The sequence below is a fragment of the Spirosoma arboris genome (assembly GCF_009754945.1).
GTDB lineage: Bacteria > Bacteroidota > Bacteroidia > Cytophagales > Spirosomataceae > Spirosoma > Spirosoma arboris.
Genome location: NZ_WPIN01000001.1, coordinates 478,564 through 494,229, shown reverse-complemented (window position 1 = coordinate 494,229; position 15,666 = coordinate 478,564). Strand labels below are relative to the sequence as shown.

Sequence of the window (15,666 nt, the reverse complement as noted above, 5' to 3'; positions counted from 1 at the left end):
ATCACTAATAAATAGAGCCAAAATCCAATTTTTGCAGAAGTAAAAAAATAAGTACCCATTCAGAACAAAGTTCCATGCGTCTATTTCCAGTTTAGATTTTGAATCGGTTTCCGGTACTTCTTTTCCTGCTTATATCTTTATTGCCCACCCTCTGCGGGCAATAAAGAACCGTGTCCTTACCAGTTATGAATCGCTCCGTCTGGGCTTTTCAAAACTGGGTGCGGGAACTGCGTCTTGGTCGTGACTTCCATAACGAACGTTGCTTTTTTAGGATCGAATTTCACCCCCAACCCTGGGTTTGGATTCAGATATAACTTACCATTTTTGAAGTTTATGAAATCCTCGTTGAAGTAAGCCGGACGTTCAGGTTCGCCACCACCCAATTCCATTAAACAGCGATTTGGACTGCTAGACCCTAAAACGTGTACTAAAGCCGCTGTCGATAAAGGACCTGTAAAATGTGGGATCATCCCTGCATAATGCGTCTCACAAATGGAAGCGATCTTTTTAAATTCACCAATGCCGCCGGTATTAGGTAGCGTAACGCGCGTGTAATCAATCAAGCGTTGTTCAATCAATTCATTAATATCCCAGCGATCGCCAAACTGCTCCCCAACTGCAATGGGTACGTTGGTCATCTGGCGCACCGTTTTGTAGACACCTGGGTTTTCAGAACGAACAATATCCTCTACGAAATAAGGCTCCAGATTTTCAAGCGCCTTGCATATTTTGATGCCCTCCGTTAAGTCAAATCGAGTATGCAGATCAAGTGCCCATTTGCCACCACCGCCCACGGCAGCGTCGATACGCTTACAGAATTCAATTGTCTTTTTGGCGTTATCGTAGAAATCAAACGGTTGCTCCCCATTGCCTCCCGTTGGCCCAATCCGATAGGCTCGTAAGCCAGCTTCTATGCAATCTCTGGCCCGTTCTTCCTCAGTTTTGGCTTTCGACGCCCGGAAACCAGTTGCATAACACTCAACATAATCGCGGGTAGCACCACCTAATAAATCATATACTGGTACGCCCAGCGCCTTTCCCTTAATGTCCCACAACGCCATTTCCAGGGCGCCCAACGCATGGAGCTTTTCGCGGCCTGGCGGATAAAACATGCCTCGATAGACATTCTGCCAAAGGTGTTCTACTCGGAACGGATCTTCGCCAATGATCATCTGCGCACATTGCTCAATCATATCTTTTGAACCACCTTCCCCGATCCCAATAATGCCTCCATCGGTTTCGATTTCGACAATTCCGCGTGCCTGATTAAACAAAGGTTTGTTGTACCCAGGCGCAGCATAATACCGGATTTTGGTGATTTTCAATTTAGGTGCAGCCAGAGTGCTTAGCGGTAAACCCGCTACAATGGCTGCTGAACCGACGAGGGACGATTTGAGAAAGTTTCTACGTTGCATGTAGTGTAAAGGAATAGGAATAGTCGAATCAATAATCAGCTTAAACGATTAAGCAACTAAATAAAATTAAGTATGAACAAGCTGTTTTGTCTTTGACGAATCTCGTATAATCAATTCTGCGTCCATGAGTATCTGAGATGGCTCTGCCTGAGGGTGTTTCAATTTTTTCATTAAGAATTCAACCGCTGTTTTGCCTAAAAGGCCAATGGGCTGCTTTACATACGTTATTGGACAATAGTACAGGTCAAATGCTTCTGCCTGCCCGAAACTGACAATGGCCAGATCAGTAGGAACGTTTAAGCGTAGTTCATTAATGTATTTTAAGCCACTGATAGCCAGGCTATATGTAGCAAAAACTATTGAGTCAATTGGTTGCTCCATTGCCAGCATTTCATCAATCGCAGCTTTTACACCTTGCTCAATTGTGCTGATACGTATCTGCTTTAACCAATGCTTTTGAAACGGTACGTTATTACCAGTCAATGCTTCTACATATCCTCTTATCCGTTCCTGCATATGAAAAAGCTGCGAGTCATAAGCAATCATTCCAATGCGTCTATACCCGTTTTTGACTAAGTGCGCCCCAGCATTAAAGGCTGCTTTATAATGGTCGGTGGATACGAAATCTGTTTGTATATCTGGAAAATACCGGTCTAATAAAACAAACGGAATGTTCTTCTCTTGTAGATCCCGAACTTGCTCGGCCGAATCTTCGGAGGAAACAATTATGAAACCATCTACCTGTCGATTAATCAATACGTTTAATAAATCCCGCGATTTTTCGGCGTTTTCGTCTGAACTACCAATAATGACGGTGTACCCATTCCGTTTTGCTTCGTCTTCAACTACCCGGGCAATATTCGCGAAAAAGGGGTTCGATATATCTGCAATAATTAACCCGATGGTATGTGTTTTGCCGCTTCGTAAACTTTTGGCTAAGTGGTTAGGCTGGTAGTGAAGTTCCTCAGCTATTTGCTTGATCTTACCAGCAATCTCCTGCCCTACCCGACTCTCTTTTTCTTTGCCATTCAGAACATAAGACACGAGCGCCATAGAAACACCCGCGCGTTGTGCTATATCCTTTAACGAAGTTTTTTTAGCACTCATCTAGTATTAATTGCGCTCAAATCTATGCTTAAACCTTTAAACAAAAAAGAATTTGGCAATATTTTTTTAATGCTTTTTAAATGAATAGTACTATTCATAACCAGACGGCGGTCAACTAGTCTCCTAAAAATTATGGGAGCGATAGACAACGAATTGCCTATGGCTCCCATAATTAACCGTAAATAAACTATGCTTATCTATTCGACGACATTCGTCAGTGTTCCAATTTCGCCAATACTAATGCTGATTTCGTCGCCAGCACGTAGCGTAAAATCATCAGGAGGAACGATACCGGTACCGGTCATCAGGAAACAACCGTGTGCAAAAGAACACTCTCGATAGAGAAACGAAACCAGTTCAGTATGTTGCCGCTTCATCTGATTGATAGCGATATTATTCGTAAAGACAGCCTGCCCATCCCGGACAATTTCCAGGCGAATCTGCGTTTCGGGAGCGATTAGCGTTTGAGGAACGTACAAACAGGGGCCTAAGGCGGCACTGCCGTCGTAGCTTTTTGCCTGGGGCAAATACAGCGGATTTTCGCCTTCGATACTCCGCGAACTCATGTCATTGCCACAAGTGTAGGCAACAATTTTACCCGACGATGTAATGAACAGCGTCAGTTCTGGCTCGGGTACGTTCCAGGTCGAATCGGCGCGAATACGCACATTAGCACCTTGTCCTACAACACGTTCGGGGGTGGCTTTAAAGAATAATTCAGGGCGGTCGGCATCATAAACGCGATCATAGAAATTATCACCACCCGATTTTTTAGACTCCTCCATACGAGCATCGCGGCTACGTAGATAGGTAACTCCCGAAGCCCATACTTCCTGACGACCAATGGGAGCTAATACGCTCGTTTGTGTCCAGATCTGGTATTCTTCCGATGGTTGAGTAATTGCAGTTGAGGTTACCAAAAAGTCATGCAAATTGTCGCGATTGACCAGTTCGTCCCAATCATCGGCAGGGATGGAATAAAACTGATTTTCGAATTCAGCAACGGTACCGAAGCGGGTTTTGTAGAGTTTCATGAAAGGCTAATTTATCAGCAATTATAGCGCACCCAGGCGACTTTTACAGTAAAAAGCGTTATATTAGATAGTTTACTGCTTTCCAGGAAATGCTGCAAAAAACCCGGGGCCTTGCTCTCAGTTACCTTCGTTACCGCGAAACGTCCATCATCGCCCGTATCTACACCGAAGAATTCGGTTTGCAAAGTTATATTGTCAATAGCGTCCGTACGGCCCGAAGTAAGAACAACAAAATAGCGCTGTTTCAACCGTTGACCTTACTGGACATGGTCGTTTACAATAAGCACGACCGGGATTTACACCGCCTTTCGGAGGTTAAAACCAGCTACCCATTTCAAAGCTTACCGTTTGAAGTAGCGAAGTCGACCATCGCGATGTTCGTGACCGAAATGCTGAATAAAGTACTGAAAGAAGAAGCTAGTAGCCCTATGCTATTTAAGTTCCTGGTCGATTCGGTCTTATTTCTGGAAGAAGCCCGCACGAACTACGAAAACTTTCACCTTGCTTTTCTGCTCAAGTTGTCCTTTTTCTTAGGCTTCGGCCCTGAGTCAGCTCGTGAGTTTGACGATCAGCTTCGCGAAAACTCCTATCCCTTTTTGCCAGACAATGAGATGGAAACGGCGCTGAACATCATGCTGCGTCAGCCAGTAGGAACGCCCATCAAACTGCAACGATCGGCACGGAATGAATTGCTTGATGCGCTGGTAGCGTACTACCAAATTCACATTGATTCGGTAGGAGAAGTGAAATCGCTACCGGTGTTAAGGGAAGTGTTGGGGTAAATAGTGTACCTACGGGCTTCAGCCCGTGTTGGCATTGAATTTATTTGAAACACGGGCTGAAGCCCGTGGGTACACTTATTAAATCTTCCGTTTTAACTCAAAATGCTGCCCCAGATACACCCGTCGCACTTGCTCGTCATTGGCTAAGTCTTCGGCGGTACCCTGTTTCAGAATTTTCCCTTCGAATAGCAAATAGGCCCGATCAGTGATCGAGAGGGTTTCGTTTACGTTGTGATCGGTAATGAGGATACCTATGTTGCGATGCTTCAACTTGGCAACGATGCTCTGAATATCTTCTACAGCAATCGGATCGACGCCCGCGAAGGGCTCGTCCAAAAGGATAAACTTCGGGTCGACAGCCAGCGCACGGGCAATTTCAGTACGTCGGCGTTCACCGCCGGATAGTACCTTGCCTTTGCTCTTTCGAACGTGCGTCAAACTGAATTCCTCTAACAACTCTTCTACTTTTTCCTTCTGTTGCTTCTTAGGGATAGACGTCATTTCGAGTACCGCCAGCACGTTTTCTTCAACGCTTAAATCGCGAAAAACGGAGGCTTCCTGCGCCAGATAACCCAGCCCAAGGCGCGCCCGCTTATACATGGGCAGATTCGTTACGTCCAGATCGTCGATGAAAACCTTTCCGCTGTTGGGCTTTACCAAGCCAACAGCCATATAGAACGATGTAGTTTTACCGGCACCGTTTGGTCCGAGCAGCCCCACAATTTCGCCGGTCTCAACCTGATACGACACATTGTTGTTAACCAACCGCGACCCGTATTTCTTAATTAAATTTTCTGTTCTAAGAAGCATAAATGAGTGGGTAAGTAGGTAAGTGGTAAGTTAGTCACTTGCTAACTTACCACTTACCTACTTACTAACTATATTTCAAATCTTTGAGCATTAGCTGCAAAGACACATTTCCGTTGTAAAAATTCTGCTCTACCTGATAACAGATCGAGAAAGGTTTGCCAGCCTGGAGCTGATCAGCAACATGTGCAAAACCAAAACCTATTGCTGTCAGTGTATGTCCTGTCCTGCCCTGCTTCACATTCAGTTTCAGGTGTTTCTCCTTCATGATAATCGGCTCTCCTACTATGTAGACATCGTCGGTCATGAAGGTCGGCTGTAAATTATGTGGGCCAAAAGGGCCCATTTGCTTCACAATTCGAACGAGCTTATCGTTGATCTCACTGAAATTTAAGGAAAGATCAATATCAACAAGTGGCGTTAAATGCTCCTCTTTAATAGTCCGAGCCACAACTTCTTCAAACTTCCGCCTAAACGCGTCGATATTATTGACAGACATCGTCATACCCGCAGCAAACGTGTGACCACCAAACTGCTCTAGTAAATCAGCGCACTCCTCAATAGCTTCGTATACATCAAAACCCGGTACAGATCGCGCCGACCCAGCCGCTTTATCGTTCGACTGTGTCAGAATAATCGTTGGTCGGTGAAAATGTTCGATACACCGCGAAGCCACAATACCAATCACGCCTTTATGCCAACTGGCATCATACAAAACCGTACTCTTCGCATGAGTCAGCACTTCACTTTCCCGGATCATCGCCAGCGCCTGTTCGGTAATGGTGCTATCAAATTCACGTCGGCTATTGTTATGCTTGTTAATAGCCATTGCAAACTCCTCGGCTTCCTCCTCCGATTCAGCCAATAGCAGTTGAACGGCAGCTTTCGCATGCTGAATCCGCCCAGCGGCATTGATCCGGGGACCTAAACCGAAAACCAGATTCGTAATATCCAACTCCCGCGTAAAACCCGCTATTTTGATTAACGCTTTCAGACCAGTACGTGGTGCCGCGTTAAGATATTTTAAGCCGTAATACGCCAGAACACGATTTTCACCTGTAAGCGGCACAATATCAGATGCGATGCTAACGGCAACTAAATCGAGGCAAGGATAAAGTTGCTCCAACTCAATGCCTTTGTGCATGCAAAATGCCTGAAGCAATTTAAATCCAACGCCACAGCCACTCAATTCTTTGTAGGGATACGGGCAATCGTTGCGTTTAGGGTCCAGAACAGCAGATGCGTCGGGCAATTCATCGCCCGGCCTATGGTGGTCGCAGATAATGAAATCGACCCCAAGTGCTTTGGCTTCAGCTACCCGCTCAATCGATTTAATGCCACAGTCGAGGGCGATAATTAATGAAAATCCGTTCTCAGCCGCCCATTCGATCCCCTGTCGTGAAATCCCGTAGCCTTCCTTATAGCGGTCAGGGATATAATAATCTATCTTTGTATGGTAGTTCTTTAAAAAGCCATACACCAGCGCCACCGAGGTTGTTCCGTCTACATCATAGTCGCCATAGATCAGGATTTTTTCCTCCCGTTCGGGTAGCATGGCCATTTGAAGACGCATGATGGCCCGATCCATATCTTTCATCTCGAAAGGATTATGCAGATGGCTAATTTCGGGCCGGAAAAACTCCCGCGCTTTATCATAGGTTGTTACACCCCGTTGTACCAGCAGAGCCGCCAGAAATGGACTGATGCCCAACGACTGCGTTAACAACTGAATCGCGGCTTGTTGCTCCTTCGAATCAGGGAACGGTTTGGGTATCCATCGTTTAGGTGGCGGGGACGGCTGGGCTATCATACTTGCAAGATAAATCCGTTTTTAGAAAAACACTGTGTCTATGCTCTTTTTGGTTTCGTTTCTCAGTCTCTTTTCATCTAGTTATAGTCCTGTAGCTTCACCACCCAAAGCTAGCTTAACGATTGACATTCAAAACATTCGCTCTCAGAAAGGCATGGTCTACATTGCGTTATTCAAACCTAATAGTGGATTTCCGGAAGGTCACCCGACTGATGGCAAAAAGGCAGAGATAAACGGCAATAGTACACAAACAACATTTTCGATTGAGCCAGGGGAGTACGCAGTAGCCGTCTTTCATGATGAAAATAATAACGGCGTACTCGATAAACGGCTCTTCGGTATTCCGAAAGAACCTTACGGATTCAGCAACAATTTCCGGCCCCGCATGTCGGCTCCAAAGTTCAAGGACTGCCAGTTTAGTGTCGGCACAGGTGAAACAACGATTAGTATTAAGTTGGAAGGCTTCTGAACCGGGATTACACTGATTTCAGGATTAATCTGATTTTGTTTCTGTTAAACTTGGACAACAAAATCAGATTAATCCTGAAATCAGTGTAATCCCGGTTCAGAAATTTTTCGTAGCTTTGTCTGGCAAATAACACAACCTGCTATTTGCTCATGAGCTTAGATACCAGTAAGTTCCTTTACGAGGCTCTCACCTACGACGACGTACTGCTGCTGCCTGCCTATTCGGAGGTTCTCCCACGCGATACACAAACCGTCACCCAGCTTACCCGCAACATTCGCTTAAACATTCCGCTTATTTCAGCGGCAATGGACACCGTCACCGAATCGGCACTCGCTATTGCGATGGCGCAGGAAGGTGGAATTGGCATTATCCACAAAAACATGAGTGTTGAAGCTCAGGCCGATCAAGTCCGAAAGGTCAAACGTTCGGAGAGTGGAATGATCATTGATCCAATCACGCTACTCGAAACCGCTTCGTTGGGCGATGCGCACAAGATTATGCGCGAGTTCAAAATCGGTGGTATTCCCGTTGTCGATGAATCTGGCAAGCTCGTCGGTATTCTGACTAACCGCGATTTGCGTTTCCAGCATGACATGACAAAGCCTGTCACCGATGTCATGACGCAAAACAACCTTATTACAGCACGGGAAGGCCTAACGCTTGAAGAGGCCGAGAGTATTCTCCAGCAACACCGTATTGAAAAATTGCCAATCGTCAATAACGATTATCGTCTGGTTGGGTTGATCACCTACAAGGACATCCTGAAGAAAAAGAGCCACCCCAATGCTTGTAAAGACGAGTTAGGCCGGTTGCGCGTCGGTGCCGCTGTCGGCGTAACGCACGATCTCACCCGACGTATTGAAGCGCTTGTGAAAGCAGGCGTCGATGTCATTAGCGTCGACACAGCGCACGGTCACTCCAAGGGTGTTTTAGATGCGGTTCGTAACATCAAAGAACAGTTTCCCAAGTTACAGGTGATGGCCGGTAACGTAGCAACAGGCGAAGGGGCAAAAGCCCTGGCCGATGCGGGTGCCGATGCCGTGAAAGTTGGCGTAGGACCGGGCAGTATCTGTACAACACGCATCATTGCTGGTATCGGGATGCCGCAACTGACGGCGGTTTACGAAGCCGCCAAAGCGTTGCAGGGAACTGGTGTTCCCGTTATTGCTGATGGTGGTATCCGTTTCTCGGGCGACATCACCAAGGCAATTGCTGGTGGTGCCAGTACAGTTATGATCGGTTCTCTGTTGGCTGGCACTGAAGAAGCGCCTGGTGAAGTGGTACTATATGAAGGTCGGCGATTCAAAACCTACCGGGGCATGGGGTCTGTCGAAGCGATGGAAGATGGGTCGAAAGACCGTTATTTTCAGGATGCCGAAGACGACATCAAGAAACTTGTGCCCGAAGGTATTGTTGGACGGGTGCCGTTTAAAGGTAAAGTCTCCGAAATTGTTTACCAGATGGTTGGCGGTTTGAAAGCCGGTATGGGCTACTGTGGTGCCATCGACATACCAACTTTACAACAAGCTAAATTTGTGAAGATTACAACGGCAGGTGCCCGCGAAAGTCACCCGCATGATATTTCGATCCAGAAAGAAGCGCCAAATTACTCGGCGCGGTAAGCATTCATCGTCAGGGAGGTACGACCTCCCTGACTTAATTTCCTATATTGATCCTACCAGTGCCCAGCTGAAGGATTTTTCCAGTGCCAATAAAGCGCAGCCCCTTCGCCTGAGCTACATAAGCGTTTGGAATAGTCACTGTATGTGTGTCCATAATCTGAACGGGGAGTGAGCCATCCGGAATGCAGTTACAGTTCCAGGTAGATGGCATATCCCAGTCTCCCGTCTTAATCGACGCAAATACCGCAGGAACAACGACCATCACCGTTACGTTTTCACTCTTGTCGCTCAAACAAACCCGTGTACCTGTGGTTCGTTCACAGCGTGCATAGTATTGAGTGGTAGCGGTTGGTGAGACAGGCATACTGACCTCCATATCATCGGCAGTCCGATACCATTTTAACACGGACCCTACATCTGAACAGCCGGTAGCATTGAGCGTAGCTGAACTACCTACTGTAATTGTTGTACTGGAAGCCACGGGGGGAGCAGTCGTCAGGATTGTGAATGTAGTAGCGACGCGGCAAACGCTTTGTTCGGGAGTCGATACATAAAATGTCGTCGTGCCAGCCGTTGCCGTATTGGGTATCCCCGATCCAGCCAATCCTACTGGATTAAATAATGAATTTATGGCTATTGGTGAATTACTCGTTGGGGTAGTAAACCAATTGGGAGTACCCGTGAAAAATAGAGGTGTACTCCCCTGTAATGTAAAGCTCCCTGTTACACCTCCATTATAGGTGGCAACTACCACAATGTAGGTTACGCCCTGCGTAAGCGAATGGGTAAGTTTAGACAAATAGGCGTTCCCATTATCATCGTCGCCATGCAGAAAATTGGTGGCAGGACTAGCTGGGTTAAACGATGTTTGATAGAGTGACAGGTATGTATCGTTGAAGGTATCGCTCAACGAAGCGGATATAATCTCAAACGTTTGAGGACCACTGGAAGGAGCAACAAATGTAAACGCCTGATAGTAAACTGGCTGGCCTGCGGAGTAAACTGTTACATTATCGCCAGTGGCACGTACATACGTTGGTGAACTACTTGATAGCGTTCGGGTAACTGTATTTGTTTGTACGATCTGCACAAGGAGTCCTTCTCCGTTAGGTACTGTTGCATTTTGACAAACCGAATAGGAGCCAATCGTAGGGATTATGGCTGGATACACAGTGACATCAACCGGCAGAAGCGAGGGACCGGCTCCACAACCACCCGGGCTTAACGAGAAGATGTAGCGAACTGTAATAGGCTGGCTGGTTGTATTGACCAGAGGCTCGTTGATGATCGATGAATTAGCCGTTGCACTGGCATTGCTGATACCGGATACGGCAGCACGTGTCCAGCTAAAACTTACGCCTGTTGTGCTTGATGTGGCAGTATACGTAAATGAAGTCCCCGAGCAAACGGTTGCGGTTGCTGGTGAATTTAGGGTACTTCCGCCAATAGGTGTATAGTCTTCGGTTACGATACGGTCGTCTGAAGAAACGCCCGTTGAGGCATTGGCTCCTAATCCTCGTCGGGTAAAAGCTCGGCCGATGGCACACCGATATCGCCCGCCAAACAGAAGTTGGTCGGCCTGAAGAATAGCATCGCGAGCCTGTACGAAGCTAGGACTGCAAGGCTGCAAACGCAGGCCTTCGGTCACAAGCTTCAACGACGCTATATTGCCGCGCATGGCTGTCAAGCTCGTCGGTGTGTCGTAGATGTTAGCCGTAATCTGGTTGTCCTGTAAGATAATTTCCCAGGTCATATCCCACAACATTGTCGCCCAGATAGACCCAATTCCATGTGGTATTGAGAAATTAGTATCGCCGACCTTCGCATACGTAACTGCCCCGTTGACGTTGGCCATGTCATACGAATACGCATATTGGCGAATGCCAAGCCCATTGGTTGGCTCTCCGGTTGCATACGTACCTATACTACGCGGCAGATTGGCGCTGGCTACGTTGGCACTCAACGATGCCCAATTGGTAGTTAACATTAAGGCTAGGTAGTCACTCCACCCCTCCCCCCCTTGTTCAGCGTTCTGTAAGCATGACGAGTTGCCGGGACCACCTGTCAATCGAGTTGACCAGCCGTGCCCATATTCGTGCGAGATAATGCCGTTATCAAAATCGCCATCAGGTTGGTACGTATTTGAGCTGCTCCAGAGGTACATCTGCATACGACCATTTGTCCCATCTACGGGTATGAAAAAATTGGCATTGTTCATACCACCACCATCCTGTGCATCCGCAAATACATAATCGTTTCCAAGCCCACCACGCTCCAGGTTATTATTCTGAAAATTGCCACTGGGTTCGTCGAAGCCAAACTTCCACAACACGTCGTGGAGTAGGTTATTCCAATAGAACAGGTTAGTAATGGCCGCATTCTGGTTGCCAGTTGCCGTGTTCAACCCAAATGTGTAAGGATAGTTAAACGATAGTGTGGCCGAGGAAGGGCTGGCTCCTACACCATTATTGTTATCGACGTCTTCCTGTGCCCAGACATTATTACCCCGTGTTGTTGTATAACTAGTGATCCCATCGTCGTGCCAGCCATTTGTTGCTCCAGGCCCAGTTCCAGTTGGTACAAAGCGAGCGTACGGATTTATCGACTCTGTGCGTGAACCATGATTAGGGCTTTCCAGAGGGTAGTCAAAGACGGTATACCCATTCGGAGAGAAATTCTTTTTCCCAAAACCAAAATAGGGAGACAAGCCAAGGCAATTATGGGGAGCTGTCAGGTGGTTCGGTGTACCGAAGTTGCAATGAACAACATCGTCCCGTTTCTGTAATATCTCACCTGACAATGCATCGACATGGATATTCCAACCGTTCTTAGCATCTTTTGTCAGGAAACGCACATTCCAGGTGAGCGCTAGCTTTTCAACTATTTTTTGCCCTTTTCTATCGGTTTCGACAGGAAGCCAGTACAGTTTTACGTCAATTTTTTCGTCGGACAGATCGGGAATCGAGTACAGGCTTTGCGTAAGGGTGCCATCGTTCAGTTTTTTAGTCGTTAACGCCTGTGTTTGCAATAAATTAGCTGCCACTAAACCAACATCGGATACTGCTTTCTGCAATGCCTCTAGTGGAGTAATCACGCCCTTTAGGGCCCCAGTTTTCGGCAAAAAATCTATACTGGCAACAAAATTGTGATTTAGATACGACACCTGATTGTCCACCAGCACAACATTCATCAGCCGATTATAAACTTCGATAGATTGATAAGCCTGGTTGAAGTAGACGTGATACCAACCCGTTGTGGGTGACTTGTATGCGCTTGATACAAGCAGTCCGGTAGCGTCGGTAGTGGTTAACTTTTGCTGCTCCACGTTAGCAAGCACATATTTGCGAGCAGTTTCTACTTCGACTTGGGCATATAACTGACCAGAACTTATAAGCAATAAGGCAATCCAGGCGAGCCAGATGCCCATGTATTTAATAGCATGAGAAGGAAACTGTTTTATCATTAGCAGAACAATGCAGAGTTCTTATCTTATTAGTAAAAATATATATTTTATCCAACTCCACAACTAAATAACCCAAATCATTATAGTCAAACTTGTTAACAGTGATATAAATATGGATATAGAAAAGTTTATTAGTTCGACATACGTAAACTTAACTTAACCTAATAAGCTATACTTAATCCATAATCCAGTGTAATTAGTAGAATTCCCAATTTGGTTCAGCTAGTTCAGAGATAATGCACCGCACTGGTCGTGCCATGCGTTGTGAGGTTGACTTCGCGGATACCAACACGGTAATTATCAACGGCAAATTCAGGAGTATCCTGCTTCATCTGATAGAAGGTTGAGGGCGAAAGTAATACCAGCAGGTTACCACGTTGCACAACTTTTTCGACATGATAGTGGCCACAAACGACCGTGACATGGCAAGGTAATTCATGCACTAATTCGAGAAATTCATCGCTTTGCCGAAACGGATACTTTGTATCCATAAACTCCACATCGGCAGGCAGGGGCGGATAATGCATTATAATCAGTACGTTATTGTCACGCAGCGCAGTCAAATAGTCGCGCAACCAGGTCCACTGCTCTGCCGAAAATTCACCTTTCGACGAATCTAAAAACAAGGCCGGTCGACCTTCGAGGGGTAGCGCATAATATAACTCATTTCCATGCAGATCGTGGTCCTTTTTAAACACATCGGCCAACATAACTGGGTCGTCATGATTGCCAGAAATAACGTAATAGGGTATAGGCAATTCATCCAGTTGCTTTTTTACCCATTCATAAATAGATCGGTCACCATGTTTGTTGCAGAGGTCTCCACCGATTACTAAGCAATTGGGCTTCAGATTGGTTAGAAAGTCCAGTGCATTCAGAAAATTCTGTCGGACATCAATGCCATGCAACTTTTCGCCCTCGGCACCAATGTGTATGTCTGTTATAAAAGCTATACGCATAATTTATGTAGAATGTCTGAACCAGGATTTAGTTGATTCAACAGATTGACATGGTTTCTGAAAAAGCAAAAATCATGTCAATCTGTTGAATCAACTAAATCCTGGTTCAAACGTTTTTGGCTTCATTCCAGTACACGTCCATTTCAGCTAGTGTCATTTCGCTTAACGTTTTGCCATTGGCACGGGCTTGTTCCTCCAGATACTGAAAGCGTTTGATGAATTTTTTGTTGGTCCGCTCAAGCGCCGTTTCGGGGTTGATATCGATGAAGCGAGCGTAATTGACCAATGAGAAGAGCAAATCTCCAAACTCCCCTTCAGCCCGTTCGTGGTTAATCGTTTCATTGGCTTCTGCATTAAATTCAGCCTTGAATTCCTGCATTTCCTCTTCTACTTTCTCCCAGACCTGTTGTTTTTCGTCCCAGTCGAAACCAGCGCCCCGAGCCTTCTCCTGAATTCGCATGGCTTTCACTAATGCCGGTAACGACCCAGGTACACCACCCAATACCGATTTATTGCCTTCTTTAAGCTTAAGCTGTTCCCAATTGGCTTTTACTTGCTCTTCCGTTTCGGCCACTACGTTCCCATAGATATGCGGATGTCGACTAATAAGTTTGTCGCACACACTATTCAGCACATCGGCCATGTCGAAGCTGCCTGTTTCAGAAGCAATTTTAGCATAGAAAACCAGGTGTAATTGAATATCGCCCAGCTCTTTCCGAATTTCTGGCAGGTCTTTTTCCAGAATAGCGTCGGAGAGCTCATAGGTTTCCTCAATGGTAAGATGGCGTAAGGTGTCCATCGTCTGTTTGCGATCCCACGGACATTGTTCACGCAACTCGTCCATGATGGTCAGCAGCCGGTCGAATGCCATCAGTTGTTCCTGACGACGAGAGGGTAATTGATCAAAATTCATTAAGAAGACTGTAAAACGCCACTGTTGCTTTTGGGTAAAACTAATGAAAAAGGAGGAAAGCAAATTGAAGCCATTCTGAACCGGTAGAAATATTTTTGCCAGTTTTCTTGACTGGCATTCTTTTTAGTTATTTACTTTGCAAAACAAAGTACTTTTTATATGCAACCTCAATACGCTTCTACCTACAATTCAGGTTTATCGTTACCTCGTGATACTCAGTCAGGAAAAGGGCTGCGGGCACTGACGCTTCTAACAGTAGCCGGGCTAAGTTTAGTGACAATGCGAGGTCTTTTAACAGGTAATTGGTGGTTCTTCGAAATGTTGGTCTGGAACCTGTTTCTAGCTTGGTTTCCGCTGGGAGTAGTGCTGGTTCTTCGAGATTTGCGGGCCGCTCGATTCGAAGGTCGCTGGCTCCTCATGGGAGGTCTCTTACTATGGCTGGTCTTTCTACCCAACGCACCTTATATCATTACCGATCTATCTCATCTCAATCACGTTGACAGGCCACTCCTCTGGTTCGATACCGTTACGCTGTTTCTATTCGCGCTAACAGGCTTATTGATTGGCTTATATTCTATTTTGCTCGTTCACCGAATGATTCGACCGTTGGCAGGACGCAGGCTGACCTGGGTATTGATAGTAATCAGTCAAATTCTGTCAGGGTTCGGTATTTACCTCGGGCGTATGGGTCGCTGGAACACGTGGGATATACTCACAAATCCCTCTTCGCTGACGTTAGCCATTATCCACGCCTACCGCGACCATTTGAGCATAAAACTGACGTTAGCTTATAGCTTTGTTCTGATCGTTTTATACGTGGCATTCTACTGGTATGCTGAGAACGACGAAAAGCCTGCTTAACGACGATCATAAGTGCGCTTATTTTAATGCTATGTTTGCCGAATGATTGATTTCCGCAAAGTCGTCCGTAGTTTTCGGTTTGCCGGTCAGGGTATTCTGGATTTGTTTCGTTTCGAGAACAACGCCAAGGTACACCTGCTCATTGCCGGGCTGGTTAGTATGGTTGGTTTATATTTGCAGTTGAGCCGCACCGAGTGGGCCATTATCCTGATGCAGATCGGGCTGGTTTGGGCTGCCGAAGCGTTCAATACGGCCATTGAGAAATTATGCGATTTTGTATCACCAAGTCGGCATCCACAAATAAAAGCCATTAAAGATATGTCGTCGGGTGCCGTACTTATTCTAGCTATCATAGCGGTGGTCGTTGGCCTTATTATTCTTGGAGGACGGCTGCTAGAGCTTTTTCAATAAAATAGTCATGCGT

The 15,666-nt window shown here is 46.2% G+C and carries 13 protein-coding genes; 5 read left to right on the top strand and 8 right to left on the bottom strand.

The genetic code is table 11. From position 1 onward, the window contains the following. Nucleotides 1–176: 176 nt before the first annotated feature. The 3 genes from GO755_RS02035 to GO755_RS02025 all read right to left on the bottom strand — a co-directional run bounded on the left by GO755_RS02035 (nt 177) and on the right by GO755_RS02025 (nt 3,556). Nucleotides 177–1,415, bottom strand: a complete 1,239-nt coding sequence (locus GO755_RS02035; protein WP_157582899.1) for a mandelate racemase/muconate lactonizing enzyme family protein — start codon at nt 1,413–1,415, stop codon at nt 177–179. Nucleotides 1,416–1,481: 66 nt separating this feature from the next. Continuing rightward, nucleotides 1,482–2,522, bottom strand: a complete 1,041-nt coding sequence (locus tag GO755_RS02030) for a LacI family DNA-binding transcriptional regulator (RefSeq protein ID WP_157582898.1) — start codon at nt 2,520–2,522, stop codon at nt 1,482–1,484. A gap of 197 nt (nt 2,523–2,719) precedes the next feature. Continuing rightward, nucleotides 2,720–3,556 carry a fumarylacetoacetate hydrolase family protein gene (locus tag GO755_RS02025; protein WP_157582897.1) on the bottom strand — a complete coding sequence of 279 codons (837 nt, stop codon included), beginning with the start codon at nt 3,554–3,556 and terminating at the stop codon, nt 2,720–2,722. 89 nt (nt 3,557–3,645) lie between these two features. On the opposite strand from GO755_RS02025, the gene recO reads away from it, so the two are divergent. Next, on the top strand, nt 3,646–4,338 hold the full coding sequence (gene recO, locus GO755_RS02020; RefSeq protein ID WP_157582896.1) for a DNA repair protein RecO: 693 nt from the start codon (nt 3,646–3,648) through the stop codon (nt 4,336–4,338). Between the two features lie 78 nt (nt 4,339–4,416). Here recO and lptB read toward each other — a convergent pair whose 3' ends face one another. Continuing rightward, nucleotides 4,417–5,148: an LPS export ABC transporter ATP-binding protein gene (gene lptB, locus GO755_RS02015; RefSeq protein ID WP_157582895.1), complete on the bottom strand. Its 732-nt coding sequence runs from the start codon at nt 5,146–5,148 to the stop codon at nt 4,417–4,419. Between the two features lie 64 nt (nt 5,149–5,212). Beyond that, entirely contained in the window at nt 5,213–6,955 is a 1,743-nt protein-coding gene (gene recJ, locus GO755_RS02010; RefSeq protein ID WP_157582894.1) for a single-stranded-DNA-specific exonuclease RecJ, read from the bottom strand. Between the two features lie 40 nt (nt 6,956–6,995). Between recJ and GO755_RS02005 the strand changes: the two genes are divergently transcribed. Together GO755_RS02005 and guaB are read left to right on the top strand one after the other, a co-directional pair. Further along, a complete protein-coding gene (locus GO755_RS02005; protein WP_157582893.1) occupies nt 6,996–7,424 on the top strand; it encodes a DUF2141 domain-containing protein in 429 nt (142 codons plus the stop codon). A gap of 149 nt (nt 7,425–7,573) precedes the next feature. Then, nucleotides 7,574–9,046 (top strand): IMP dehydrogenase, encoded by a 1,473-nt coding sequence (gene guaB / locus GO755_RS02000; RefSeq protein WP_157582892.1) that lies wholly within the window; start codon nt 7,574–7,576, stop codon nt 9,044–9,046. Between the two features lie 34 nt (nt 9,047–9,080). Here guaB and GO755_RS01995 read toward each other — a convergent pair whose 3' ends face one another. The 3 genes from GO755_RS01995 to mazG form a co-directional block, all read right to left on the bottom strand. Next, a complete protein-coding gene (locus tag GO755_RS01995; RefSeq protein ID WP_227686830.1) occupies nt 9,081–12,509 on the bottom strand; it encodes a M36 family metallopeptidase in 3,429 nt (1,142 codons plus the stop codon). Between the two features lie 227 nt (nt 12,510–12,736). After that, the gene (locus GO755_RS01990) at nt 12,737–13,468 is read right to left on the bottom strand and encodes a metallophosphoesterase family protein (RefSeq protein WP_157582891.1); all 732 of its coding nucleotides are present in this window, start codon (nt 13,466–13,468) and stop codon (nt 12,737–12,739) included. A 106-nt stretch (nt 13,469–13,574) separates the two neighbouring features. Next, nucleotides 13,575–14,381, bottom strand: coding sequence for a nucleoside triphosphate pyrophosphohydrolase (gene mazG / locus GO755_RS01985; RefSeq protein ID WP_157582890.1), 807 nt, complete (start codon nt 14,379–14,381; stop codon nt 13,575–13,577). Between the two features lie 159 nt (nt 14,382–14,540). Between mazG and GO755_RS01980 the strand changes: the two genes are divergently transcribed. Both GO755_RS01980 and GO755_RS01975 read left to right on the top strand, forming a co-directional pair. After that, nucleotides 14,541–15,242 (top strand): DUF1361 domain-containing protein, encoded by a 702-nt coding sequence (locus GO755_RS01980; RefSeq protein WP_157582889.1) that lies wholly within the window; start codon nt 14,541–14,543, stop codon nt 15,240–15,242. A 42-nt stretch (nt 15,243–15,284) separates the two neighbouring features. Next, nucleotides 15,285–15,653 carry a diacylglycerol kinase family protein gene (locus tag GO755_RS01975; protein WP_157582888.1) on the top strand — a complete coding sequence of 123 codons (369 nt, stop codon included), beginning with the start codon at nt 15,285–15,287 and terminating at the stop codon, nt 15,651–15,653. Nucleotides 15,654–15,666: the final 13 nt, after the last annotated feature.

Bases quoted from the DNA above. Each gene is read 5' to 3' on its own strand.
- GO755_RS02035 (WP_157582899.1), bottom strand. From the start codon at position 1,415: ATGCAACGTAGAAACTTTCTCAAATCGTCCCTCGTCGGTTCAGCAGCC.
- GO755_RS02030 (WP_157582898.1), bottom strand. From the start codon at position 2,522: ATGAGTGCTAAAAAAACTTCGTTAAAGGATATAGCACAACGCGCGGGT.
- GO755_RS02025 (WP_157582897.1), bottom strand. From the start codon at position 3,556: ATGAAACTCTACAAAACCCGCTTCGGTACCGTTGCTGAATTCGAAAAT.
- recO (WP_157582896.1), top strand. From the start codon at position 3,646: ATGCTGCAAAAAACCCGGGGCCTTGCTCTCAGTTACCTTCGTTACCGC.
- lptB (WP_157582895.1), bottom strand. From the start codon at position 5,148: ATGCTTCTTAGAACAGAAAATTTAATTAAGAAATACGGGTCGCGGTTG.
- recJ (WP_157582894.1), bottom strand. From the start codon at position 6,955: ATGATAGCCCAGCCGTCCCCGCCACCTAAACGATGGATACCCAAACCG.
- GO755_RS02005 (WP_157582893.1), top strand. From the start codon at position 6,996: ATGCTCTTTTTGGTTTCGTTTCTCAGTCTCTTTTCATCTAGTTATAGT.
- guaB (WP_157582892.1), top strand. From the start codon at position 7,574: ATGAGCTTAGATACCAGTAAGTTCCTTTACGAGGCTCTCACCTACGAC.
- GO755_RS01995 (WP_227686830.1), bottom strand. From the start codon at position 12,509: ATGATAAAACAGTTTCCTTCTCATGCTATTAAATACATGGGCATCTGG.
- GO755_RS01990 (WP_157582891.1), bottom strand. From the start codon at position 13,468: ATGCGTATAGCTTTTATAACAGACATACACATTGGTGCCGAGGGCGAA.
- mazG (WP_157582890.1), bottom strand. From the start codon at position 14,381: ATGAATTTTGATCAATTACCCTCTCGTCGTCAGGAACAACTGATGGCA.
- GO755_RS01980 (WP_157582889.1), top strand. From the start codon at position 14,541: ATGCAACCTCAATACGCTTCTACCTACAATTCAGGTTTATCGTTACCT.
- GO755_RS01975 (WP_157582888.1), top strand. From the start codon at position 15,285: ATGATTGATTTCCGCAAAGTCGTCCGTAGTTTTCGGTTTGCCGGTCAG.